This is a genomic window from Streptomyces sp. DH24 (genome assembly GCF_029813775.1).
Lineage (GTDB): Bacteria > Actinomycetota > Actinomycetes > Streptomycetales > Streptomycetaceae > Streptomyces.
The window spans coordinates 1-10,323 of the sequence record NZ_JARVKW010000007.1; the positions used below are offsets into that span (position 1 = coordinate 1).

12 protein-coding genes are annotated in these 10,323 nt (G+C 71.8%); 6 read left to right on the forward strand and 6 right to left on the reverse strand.

The features are described from left to right. Positions 1-581: 581 nt before the first annotated feature. Together QC282_RS07535 and QC282_RS07540 are read right to left on the reverse strand one after the other, a co-directional pair. The gene (locus tag QC282_RS07535) at positions 582-887 is read right to left on the reverse strand and encodes an MTH1187 family thiamine-binding protein (protein ID WP_279548447.1); all 306 of its coding nucleotides are present in this window, start codon (positions 885-887) and stop codon (positions 582-584) included. Continuing rightward, a complete protein-coding gene (locus QC282_RS07540; RefSeq protein WP_279548448.1) occupies positions 884-1,228 on the reverse strand; it encodes a DUF3817 domain-containing protein in 345 nt (114 codons plus the stop codon). The genes QC282_RS07535 and QC282_RS07540 overlap by 4 nt, the downstream gene beginning before the upstream one ends. A 220-nt stretch (positions 1,229-1,448) precedes the next feature. On the opposite strand from QC282_RS07540, the gene QC282_RS07545 reads away from it, so the two are divergent. The 4 genes from QC282_RS07545 (at position 1,449) to QC282_RS07560 (ending at position 4,099) form a co-directional block, all read left to right on the forward strand. After that, the gene (locus QC282_RS07545) at positions 1,449-2,081 is read left to right on the forward strand and encodes an AIM24 family protein (protein WP_279548649.1); all 633 of its coding nucleotides are present in this window, start codon (positions 1,449-1,451) and stop codon (positions 2,079-2,081) included. A gap of 1 nt (position 2,082) precedes the next feature. Next, entirely contained in the window at positions 2,083-2,733 is a 651-nt protein-coding gene (locus QC282_RS07550) for an AIM24 family protein (protein WP_279548449.1), read from the forward strand. Further along, positions 2,730-3,527, forward strand: a complete 798-nt coding sequence (locus QC282_RS07555) for an AIM24 family protein (protein WP_279548450.1) — start codon at positions 2,730-2,732, stop codon at positions 3,525-3,527. The genes QC282_RS07550 and QC282_RS07555 overlap by 4 nt, the downstream gene beginning before the upstream one ends. Before the next feature lie 95 nt (positions 3,528-3,622). After that, positions 3,623-4,099, forward strand: a complete 477-nt coding sequence (locus tag QC282_RS07560) for a MarR family winged helix-turn-helix transcriptional regulator (RefSeq protein WP_279548451.1) — start codon at positions 3,623-3,625, stop codon at positions 4,097-4,099. 35 nt (positions 4,100-4,134) lie between these two features. Here the strand turns inward: QC282_RS07560 and QC282_RS07565 are convergent, their stop codons facing one another. Both QC282_RS07565 and QC282_RS07570 read right to left on the reverse strand, forming a co-directional pair. After that, on the reverse strand, positions 4,135-5,640 hold the full coding sequence (locus QC282_RS07565; protein WP_279548452.1) for an ATP-binding protein: 1,506 nt from the start codon (positions 5,638-5,640) through the stop codon (positions 4,135-4,137). Further along, on the reverse strand, positions 5,637-6,305 hold the full coding sequence (locus QC282_RS07570) for a response regulator transcription factor (RefSeq protein ID WP_279548453.1): 669 nt from the start codon (positions 6,303-6,305) through the stop codon (positions 5,637-5,639). Before QC282_RS07570 ends, QC282_RS07565 begins: the two co-directional genes overlap by 4 nt. Positions 6,306-6,435: 130 nt before the next feature. Here QC282_RS07570 and QC282_RS07575 point away from each other — a divergent pair, with 130 nt between their 5' ends. Beyond that, on the forward strand, positions 6,436-7,137 hold the full coding sequence (locus QC282_RS07575; RefSeq protein ID WP_279548454.1) for a PepSY domain-containing protein: 702 nt from the start codon (positions 6,436-6,438) through the stop codon (positions 7,135-7,137). A 72-nt stretch (positions 7,138-7,209) separates the two neighbouring features. Here the strand turns inward: QC282_RS07575 and meaB are convergent, their stop codons facing one another. Together meaB and QC282_RS07585 are read right to left on the reverse strand one after the other, a co-directional pair. Further along, positions 7,210-8,166 carry a methylmalonyl Co-A mutase-associated GTPase MeaB gene (gene meaB / locus QC282_RS07580; protein ID WP_279548650.1) on the reverse strand — a complete coding sequence of 319 codons (957 nt, stop codon included), beginning with the start codon at positions 8,164-8,166 and terminating at the stop codon, positions 7,210-7,212. 138 nt (positions 8,167-8,304) lie between these two features. Then, positions 8,305-9,513 (reverse strand): acetyl-CoA C-acetyltransferase, encoded by a 1,209-nt coding sequence (locus QC282_RS07585; RefSeq protein WP_279548455.1) that lies wholly within the window; start codon positions 9,511-9,513, stop codon positions 8,305-8,307. A 148-nt stretch (positions 9,514-9,661) separates the two neighbouring features. Between QC282_RS07585 and mce the strand changes: the two genes are divergently transcribed. After that, positions 9,662-10,102, forward strand: a complete 441-nt coding sequence (mce, locus tag QC282_RS07590; RefSeq protein ID WP_279548456.1) for a methylmalonyl-CoA epimerase — start codon at positions 9,662-9,664, stop codon at positions 10,100-10,102. Positions 10,103-10,323: the final 221 nt, after the last annotated feature.

Consider the following 10,323-nt stretch of genomic DNA (forward strand, 5'->3'; position numbering starts at 1 on the left):
TGAAAACGCCCTGGCGTTGACGCGCCAACCGCTGCGGGCGGACACCCCCCGACACGTCCCCTTCCCGCCGTACGCGACTGCCGCCCGGTGGCCCATCCCGCCCCGTCCATCCCGCGCGGGCGGCTGCGGTGGCGGCACGCCGCAAGCCGCGGGCAGTCGTGCCGCTGGGGCGGCACGGGTGGGCGCGGGCGGCAACCCGTCAGCGCCGGGCCGCGCGAACCACCCGAGGGGCACCCCGACGCCGGACAACCGGGCAACGCCGGACAACCGGGCGGCGGTGCAGCGGGGCGGCGGCACGTCGCACACCGCGGGCATGCGTGCCGCCCGGGGCGGCACGGGTGGGCGCGGGCGGCAACCCCGCAGCGCCGGGCCGCGCGAACCACCCGAGGGGCACCCCGACGCCGGACAACCGGGCAACGCCGGACAGCCCAGCGCCGGGCGGTAACCCGTCGGCGCCGGGCCGTGCAACGCCCCCGCGGTCACCCCGGCGCCGGACAGCCGGGCGCACCCGGGGTCACCCCGGCGCCCCGCAGCCCGCGCTCCGCGCCCCGCGCCCCGCGCCCCGCGCCCCGCGCCCCGCGTCAGCGTGACGTCTCGCGCGACAGGTGGGCCTCCACCGTCGCCACCTTCGACGTCAGACCGTCCGTCACCCCCGGGCGGACGTCCGCCTTGAGGACCAGGGACACCCTCGGCGCCCGCCGTTCCACCGCCTCGACGGCCCGCTTCACGACGTCCATGACCTCGTCCCACTCACCCTCCACGGACGTGAACATCGCGTCCGTGCGGTTCGGCAGGCCGGACTCGCGTACGACCCGGACGGCGTCGGCGACGTACTCCCCCACGTCCTCGCCCACACCCAGCGGCGTCACGGAGAAGGCGACGATCATGCGCCGACCGCGCCTTCCTTGCGGGCGCGGGAGGCGATCACCGCGTCCTCGGCCTCGCGGCGCAGCCGCCGGTCGGCGACGAAGCCCCCGGCCGGGAGCACCGACAGGACGAAGTACAGCGCGGCGTCCTTCACCGGCCACTTGGCGCGGTTCCAGGCGTCCGCCCAGAAGATCACGTACAGGATGAAGAGGACGCCGTGGATCGCGCCCATGACCGGCACCGCGTTGAAGTCGGTGGTCCGCTTCAGCACGGAGCAGACGAGCAGCAGCAGGAACGAGATGGCCTCGGGCGTCGAGACCAGGCGGAGGCGGCGGAGGGCGGTGGCGGTCTTGAGGTCCACGGGTCGGGTCACCTTCGGTGGGAGAGACGTCGGACGGTTTGTGAACGAACGCACAAGCGTCCCGTCCATTGTGGCAAACGGCCGCGGGCGGTTCCGGAGGGGGGCCGCCCCGGTGCCGGCCATGGGCGCCGGGCCCCGGGGCACCGGCCCCTAGGGGTTCGTCTCCGTCCGGGGGATCTGTCCGTGGGGCGACCCGGAGGCTACCGTCACGGACGTGGCGATGTTCCGACTTCAGAGCAGCAGAGTGCTCGCCGTCGACATGACCGGGGACGCCGTGAAGGCGAAGAACGGCTCGATGGTCGCGTACGACGGACAGATGGCCTTCAAGAAGCTGAGCGGCGGCGGCGAGGGCGTGCGGGGAATGGTGACCCGGCGCCTCACCGGCGAGCAGATGACGGTGATGGAGGTGAAGGGGCACGGGACCTGCTGGTTCGCGGACCGTGCCGCCGAGATCAACCTCGTCGGCCTCGAGGGCGACAAGCTGTACGTGGAGTCGAGCAACCTGCTGGCGGCGGACGCCGGACTGCGCACCGGGACGTCGTTCACCGGGCTGCGCGGCGCCTCGCAGGGCACCGGGCTGTTCACGACGACGGTCGAGGGACACGGCCAGGTGGCGATCACGTCCGTGGGACCGGCGGTCGTGCTGCGCGTCGGCCCGCAGTACCCGCTCACCGTGGACCCGGGGGCATACATCGCCCACCGGGGGGACCTCCGGCAGACCTTCCAGTCCGGCGTGACGTTCCGCACGTTCCTCGGGGAGGGCGGCGGCGAGGCCTTCCAGATCCGGTTCGAGGGAGACGGCCTGGTGTACGTGCAGCCGAGCGAGCGGGACACGATCGCGGGGGAGGTGTGACATGCCCTTCCGGGAGATCAACGCGAAGATGGTCGAGGCGACCGTGGTGCCCGGCGCCCGGCTGTTCAGCCAGCGCGGGGCGATGCTCGCCTACCGGGGCGAGGTGTCGTTCACGCCCAGCGTGGCGGGCGGGCAGGGCGGTCTGATGTCGATGATCGGGCGCCGCGTCGCCGATGAGGACACGCCCCTGATGACGGTCGAGGGCAACGGCACGGTGCTGTTCGGGCACGGCGGACACCACGTCCAGGTGATCGACCTCGCCGGCGACACCCTGTACGTCGAGGCGGACCGCCTCCTCGCCTTCGAGGGCACGCTGGAGCAGGGCACGGTGTTCCTCGGGTCGCAGGGCGGCGTCATGGGCATGGTGCGCGGCCAGGTGAGCGGGCAGGGGCTGTTCACGACGACGCTGCGCGGCCACGGCTCGGTGGCGGTGATGGCGCACGGCGGTGTCATCGAGATCCCGATCACGCCGCAGCGCCCGGTGCACGTCGACCCGCAGGCGTACGTCGCCCACCACGGCGACGTACGGAACAAGCTGTCGACCGCGCTGGGCTGGCGGGACATGGTGGGCCGCGGCTCCGGCGAGGCGTTCCAGCTGGAGCTGAGCGGCAGCGGTGCGGTGTACGTCCAGGCCTCGGAGGAGAAGCTGTGAGCAGGTACGGGGCCCCGGGCGGCCCGACCGTGTACGACCCGGCGACGCTGCCCCCGGACGACAACGTCGACGCCTACACCTTCTGCGTGGAGCTCAAGGGGAGCCAGTGGTTCCTGCAGAAGGGCAAGATGATCGCCTACTACGGGACCATCGGCTTCAACGGGATCGGGCACGGGCGCCTGGAGCGTCTGGTGCGTACGTCGTTCCATTCGCCTTTGCACGCGAGCGACTGGGTCGTGGCCGAGGGCTCGGGCAAGATGCTGCTCGCCGACCGGGCCTTCGACGTGAACGCGTACGACCTGGAGGACGGCAACCTGACCATTCGCTCGGGCAACTTGCTTGCTTTTCAGCCAAGTCTCTCGCTCAAGCAGTCGATCGTCCCGGGTTTTCTGACGCTCATCGGAACCGGCAAGTTCGTGGCGACGTCAAACGGTCCGGTGGTGTTCATGGAACCTCCGATCCGGGTGGATCCGCAGGCGCTCGTGGGGTGGGCCGACTGTCCGTCGCCCTGCCATCACTACGACCACGGGTACATGACGGGGCTGATGGGCGGTCTACGTGCGCTGACGGGCCTCGGCGGGGCCTCCGGGGAGGAGCACCAGTTCGAGTTCGCGGGGGCGGGGACGGTGTTGTTGCAGTCGAGCGAGACCCTGATGGCGGAACAGGCGACGGGAGCCGTTCCGCGGCAGGCGGGCGTGCCCGGTGGCGGTGTGACCGGCCCGCGGGGGCAGCAGTCCGGGGCACCGCGCCTTCCCGGACAGCTCGGAGACCTCCAGCGTCGCTTCGGGCTGTGAGCGGTAATCTGCGGAGTGTGACATCGAACGCCTGCCCACCGTCACCACACCCCCCTCACTAGTACGCCTTTCAACCTTTTAGGTAGACTTCATACATGGAGACCGAGACGGCCACCCGCTGGCTGACCGATGCCGAGCAGTGCGCCTGGCGCACCCACCTGGAGATCAACAGGTTGTTGACCTACCAGCTGGAGAAGGACTTGCAGCCGTTCGGCCTGACGATGAACGACTACGAGATCCTGGTCAATCTGTCCGAGTCGGAGGACCTGCGGATGCGGATGAGCGACCTCGCGTCCGCGACCCTCCAGTCCAAGAGCCGCCTCTCCCACCAGATCACACGCATGGAGAACGCGAATCTGGTCCGGCGCGAGAACTGCGAGTCCGACCGGCGCGGGCTGTACGCGGTGCTCACCGAGCACGGCATGGAGACCATGAAGAAGGTCGCGCCGCACCACGTGGCGTCCGTGCGCAGGCACTTCATCGACCTCCTGTCGACCGATGCCCTGACGGAGCTCGACAAGGCGCTCAAGCCCATCGCGGAGCACCTGCGCGGCCAGCGCGGCCGCGGCTGACGGTCCCTCCGCGGCCGGCACCCACCGGGCGGGCCCTATGCGCGGGGCAGGCGGAGTTCAAACAGGGCTCCGCCCGCCGGGGCCTCGCCGACGGTGAGGGTGCCGCCGTGCCGGGCCGCGACGTCGCGCGCGATGGCCAGGCCCAGGCCGGCGCCGCCGTCGTCGCGGCTGCGGGCCGCGTCCAGCCGGACGAACCGCTCGAAGATCCGCTCCCGGTCCGCCTCCGGCACGCCGTCCCCGTCGTCGGCCACCGCGACCACGACCTGCCTGCCCTCGCCCCGCACGGTCACCTCGACCGCCGAGCGGGCGTGCCGCTGCGCGTTGTCCAGCAGGTTGGCGAGCAACCGCCCCAACTGCCCCCGCGATCCGGCCACTTGACCGGACTCGGCCCGCACGGTCACCCCGTCCCGGCCCGCGGCCTCCTCCCGGGCCAGCGCGCCCAGGTCCACCCGGGCGTCGGCGGCCGGCCGCTCCCCCGCGTCCAGCCGCGCCAGCAGCAGCAGATCGGCGGCGAGCCGCTGCAGCCGTACGGTGTCCTCCACGGCGCCGTCGACGTCCAGCAGCTCGGGGTGCGCGGCGCCCACCTCCAGCTGGGTGCGCAGCGACGCGATGGGGCTGCGCAGTTCGTGCGAGGCGTCGGCGACGAAGCGGCGCTGGCGCTCCACGGACGTCTCCAGGGCGGCCAGCGTCTCGTTGGTGGTGCGGGCCAGGCGGGCGATCTCGTCGTGCGTGTCCGGCACCGGGACGCGGCGGGCCAGGTCCTCGGACGCGGTGATCGCGGCCATCTCCCGCCGGATGCCCTCGACCGGGCGCAGCGCCCGCCGGGTGACCAGCCAGGTCACGCCCGCCACGACGGCCAGCAGCAGCGGGAACCCGGTGAGCATGCCGGTCAGGGCGGTGTCCACGGCGCTCTGCTCGGCGGCCAGCGGGGCGCCGGCGTACACCGTGAGCTCTCCCCTGTCCCGCACCTCCACGGGGACGGCGGCGAAGCGGTAGTCGGCGGCGTCGCCGTCGATCGTCGCGGAGCCGTCGGTGAAGGCGGCGTCGCCGATCTCGCCGGGGTCCAGGGAGTCGTCGGAGTCGGAGTCCGCGTCGGCGTCGGCGTCCGTCTCGGAGCCGGCGTCGGCATCCGTGTCCGCGTCCGGCTCCGCGTCCGCGTCGTCGTCGGCCGGGCCCGCACCGGCTCCGGTGACGGTGTCACCGCTTCGCCGGCCCGCCGGACGGGGCTCGACCTCGGTCGTCGGCGTGCCGGTGATCCGTTCCAGGTCCTCGCTCGCGGCGACCAGTGCGCCGTCCTCGGTGACGACCTGGACGGGCCGGTCGTCGTCGTCCAGGGACAGCTGGTCGTAGGTCCGGCCGGCGGCGAGCTCGACCGCGACCTCCCGCGCGGTGCGTTCCGCCTGGGTGTCCGCCTGGTCGAGCAGGCTGGACCGCAGGGACAGCAGGACGGCCGCACCGGCGGCGACGAGGGCCACCGCGACCACGAGCGTCGCGGCCAGCGTCGCCCGGGACCGTACGGAACCGAACAGGCGTCGTCTCATCGTCCCGCCTCCAGCCGGTAACCGGCACCCCGCACGGTCCGGATGAGCCCGGCGCGGAGCTTGCGGCGCAGCGCGCTGACGTACACCTCGACGATGTTCGGGTCGCCCTCGTACGCGAAGTCCCAGACGTGCTCCAGGATGTCGGCCTTGGACACCACCTCGCCGGCCCGCACGACCAAGTGCTCCAGGACCGCGAACTCCTTCGCGGTGAGGGCGACTTCGTCCTCGCCGAGGAAGACGCGGCGGGCGGCGGTGTCCACCTTCAGGTCGCCGAGCACGTGCACCGGTGAGGCTCCGGCGCCCTGGCCGCGGCGGCGCAGCAGCGCCTTCACGCGGGCGACCAGGACGACGTACGAGAAGGGCTTGGTGAGGTAGTCGTCGGCGCCGGTGTCCAGGCCCTCCGCCTCGTCGTACTCGCCGTCCTTGGCGGTGAGCATCAGGATCGGCACGTCGTGGCCGGCGGCGCGCAGGGCGGCGCAGACCCGGTAGCCGTTCATGCCGGGCAGCATGATGTCGAGGATCACGAGGTCGTACGTGCCCTCCGTGGCCCGGTGCAGGCCCTCCCGGCCGTCGTGGACGACATCCACGGCGTAGCCCTCGGCCGTCAGTCCCCTGGCGAGGGAGACGGCGAGGCGCTTTTCGTCCTCCACGATCAACAGGCGCATGCGGTACAGGGTGCCAAGGTGAAGCTGAAGATCTCTTCAGGTGGCTTCAGGTTCCTCTCAGCGTCGGTGGGCGAGAGTCGTGGCAGTCGAGAACGAACGTCCTCGAAACGAACGACTCGGGAGGAACCGCATGAAGCGCAACATCGTGATCGCCGTCGTCACGGCCGCCGCGTTGGTCGGGGGAGGTACGGCCACGGCTCTGGCGGTGTCGGGGGACGACGACGGCCGTGCGGTGTCCGTGGACGACCGGCGGGACGACGACGCGCGGGACGGCGGCGGGCAGGACGACCAGGACGACAACGCGCAGGACGACACGCGGGACGACGCCGACGACCGGCGGGACGACGAGGCCGACGACCGGCGGGACGACGCCGGGGACGACGACGCGTCGCAGGTGAAGACCGGTGGCGTCAGTGCCGCCGACGCCATCGCCGCCGCGCTGCGGCACACGCCGGGCACGGCGGTCGCCGCCGACCTCGACCACGACGACGACCGTGGCGGCAAGGCGGCCTGGGAGGTCGACGTGCTGTCCGGGAACGGAGCCTGGCGCAGCGTGTGGGTCGACCCCGGGACCGGCAAGGTGACCGGGGACCGCGCCGAGGACGAGGACGACACGGGTGAGGTGCGCTCCGCGCTGAAGGGGGCGACCGTGACCGCCGTGGACGCCGCGAAGGCCGCGGGCGACAAGGGCATCGTGACGTCCGTCGACCTGGACGACGACCTGGACGGCGACCGGAACGCGGCCTGGGAGGTCGAGACCCGGGACGGCTCCGACTGGCGGGTGGACCTGCGGAGCGGCAAGGTCACGGCCGACCGGTCCGACGACGACTGAGCCCGCCGAGGGCCCCTGTCCCCCAGGTGCCCGCGGCCGCGCCGGCCGCGGGCATCGCCGTGTCCGCGGCTCTCAGCTCCGGGTGAGGTTCGTGATCAATTCGTCCGCCGCGCGGTACGGGTCGAGGTCGCCCGACACGATCCGCTCCGCGAGGGCGCCGAGGCGGCGGTCCCCGTGGAGGTCGCCGATGCGTTCGCGCAGGGCGGTCACCGCGATCGTCTCGACCTCGCGGGACGCGCGCGCCAGACGGCGTTCCGCCAGGACGCCCCGCTCCTCCATCCAGGCTCGGTGCTTCTCCAGGGCCTCGACCACCTCGTCGACGCCCTCGCCGCGCGCGGCGACCGTCTTGACGATCGGGGGGCGCCAGTCGCCGGGGCCCCGGGACTCGCCGAGGCCGAGCATGTGGTTCAGTTCGCGGGCCGTGGCATCGGCGCCGTCCCGGTCGGCCTTGTTGACGACGTAGACGTCGCCGATCTCCAGGATGCCCGCCTTGGCCGCCTGGATGCCGTCACCCATGCCGGGGGCGAGCAGCACCACCGACGTGTCGGCCTGGGAGGCGATCTCCACCTCGGACTGGCCCACGCCGACGGTCTCCACGAGGATCACGTCGCAGCCCGCGGCGTCGAGGACGCGGATGGCCTGCGGGGCGGCCCAGGCGAGGCCGCCGAGGTGGCCACGGGTGGCCATGGAGCGAATGTAGACGCCGGGGTCGGAGGCGTGCTCCGACATGCGGACGCGGTCGCCGAGCAGGGCGCCGCCGGAGAACGGCGACGACGGGTCGACGGCGAGGACGCCGACCCGCTTGCCCTGCTTGCGGTACGCCGTCACGAGCGCCGAGGTGGACGTCGACTTTCCGACACCCGGCGAGCCCGTGAGGCCGACGACGTAGGCGTTGCCCGTGAGCGGGGCCAGAGTCTCCATCACGTCGCGCAGCTGCGGGGACGCCCCCTCCACCAGGGAGATCAGCCGGGCCACGGCCCGCGGCCTGCCTTCCCTGGCCTGGGCCACCAGCGTGGAGACGTCCTGCATCACAGCTCCGTTCATGATCAGTTCAGGAGAAGAATTCGGCCAACTTGGGACCTCGCGAACCTGCTCGGGTTCCGGCTCCGGGACCCGGGCCGGGGCCCGGAGGACCCGTGACCCGGAGCCCGGTCCGGGGCACCGGTCTCAGGACGTGGGTACCCGCACGATCAGCGCGTCACCCTGACCGCCGCCGCCGCACAGCGCCGCCGCGCCGACACCGCCGCCGCGCCGCTTCAGCTCCAGCGCCAGGTGCAGCACCAGACGGGCGCCGGACATGCCGATGGGGTGGCCCAGCGCGATGGCGCCGCCGTTGACGTTCACCTTTTCCGATGAAACCCCGAGGTCCTTCATTGACTGCACCGCGACGGCGGCGAAGGCCTCGTTGATCTCGATCAGGTCGAGGTCGGCGACGTCCAGGCCCTCCTTCTTCAGGGCGTGGGCGATCGCGTTGGACGGCTGGGACTGCAGGGAGTTGTCCGGACCGGCCACGTTGCCGTGGGCACCGATCTCCGCGATCCACTCCAGGCCCAGTTCCTCGGCCTTGGCCCTGCTCATCACGACCACGGCCGCCGCACCGTCCGAGATCTGCGAGGAGGACCCGGCGGTGATCGTGCCGTCCCTGTCGAACGCCGGGCGGAGCTTGGCCAGCGACTCGGCGGTGGTGTCGGCGCGGATGCCCTCGTCCTTGCTGAACAGGACCGGGTCGCCCTTGCGCTGCGGGATCTCGACCGGGGTGATCTCGGCCTCGAAGACGCCGTTCTTCTGGGCGGCGGCGGCGCGCTGGTGGGACAGGGCGGCGATCTCGTCCTGCTCGGCGCGGCCGATGCCCAGGCGGGTGTTGTGCTTCTCGGTGGACTGGCCCATGGGGATGTTCTCCCACGGGTCGGTCAGACCGTCGTACGCCATGGCGTCGAGCATCTCGATCGCGCCGTACTTGAAGCCCTCGCGGGACTTCGGCAGCAGGTGGGGGGCGTTGGTCATGGACTCCTGGCCGCCGGCGACGACGATGTCGAACTCGCCGGCGCGGATCAGCTGGTCGGCCAGCGCGATGGCGTCGAGGCCGGAGAGGCACACCTTGTTGATGGTGAGCGCCGGGACGTTCATCGGGATGCCGGCCTTGACGGCGGCCTGACGTGCCGGGATCTGCCCTGCCCCGGCCTGGAGCACCTGCCCCATGATCACGTACTGGACCTGGTCGCCGCCGATCCCCGCACGGTCGAGGGCGGCCTTGATCGCGAAGCCGCCGAGGTCGGCTCCGGAGAAGGACTTGAGCGAACCCAGCAACCGCCCCATGGGCGTCCGCGCGCCCGCGACGATCACCGAACCGGTCGTACCGGAAGTTCCTGATGACATGAGCTTGCGATCCCCTTACCGGCTTGCACAGCCGAGGAGTGAACGAGGGTTTACTCGAATGTACTGAGCGGTATGCCGCCCGTCATCGGGCTGTCGGTGTGATCGCGCGCACGTTGCGTAACCACCCCCGGAGCGGTGCACTGAGTCCATGCTGACGCGAATCGACCACATCGGAATCGCCTGTTTCGACCTGGACAGGACTGTCGAGTTCTACCGTGCCACGTACGGCTTCGAGGTGTTCCACTCCGAGGTCAACGAGGAGCAGGGCGTGCGCGAGGCCATGCTCAAGATCAACGACACGTCGGACGGCGGGTCTTCGTATCTGCAACTTCTGGAGCCCACCCGCGAGGACTCCACGGTGGCGAAGTGGCTCGCGAAGAACGGCGAGGGCGTCCACCACATCGCTTTCGGCACGGCCGATGTCGACGCGGAGTCGGCCGGCATCAGGGACAAGGGCGTACGCGTTCTGTACGAAGAGCCCCGACGCGGCTCCATGGGGTCACGGATCACCTTCCTCCACCCCAAGGACTGCCATGGCGTCCTGACAGAACTGGTCACTTCCGCGCCTGTTGAGTCACCTGAGCACTGACCGTCGTACATATGGGCCGGTAGGGTTGGGTGCGGTCGCCGCCCAACCGGGGCGACCGCGTTCTGCCGCCCCGGCGGCAGAACCTGTCCGGGGTCCGGGTTTCGGGGGACGAGCGTCGGGGCAGCAGCCCGTGCTCCGCCGTTGATCTGACACCATTCCCCGGGGGCCCCGTTCGCGGACGGACGGAGCTCGTTCGGAAAGACTTGCGACCAGGGGACGGA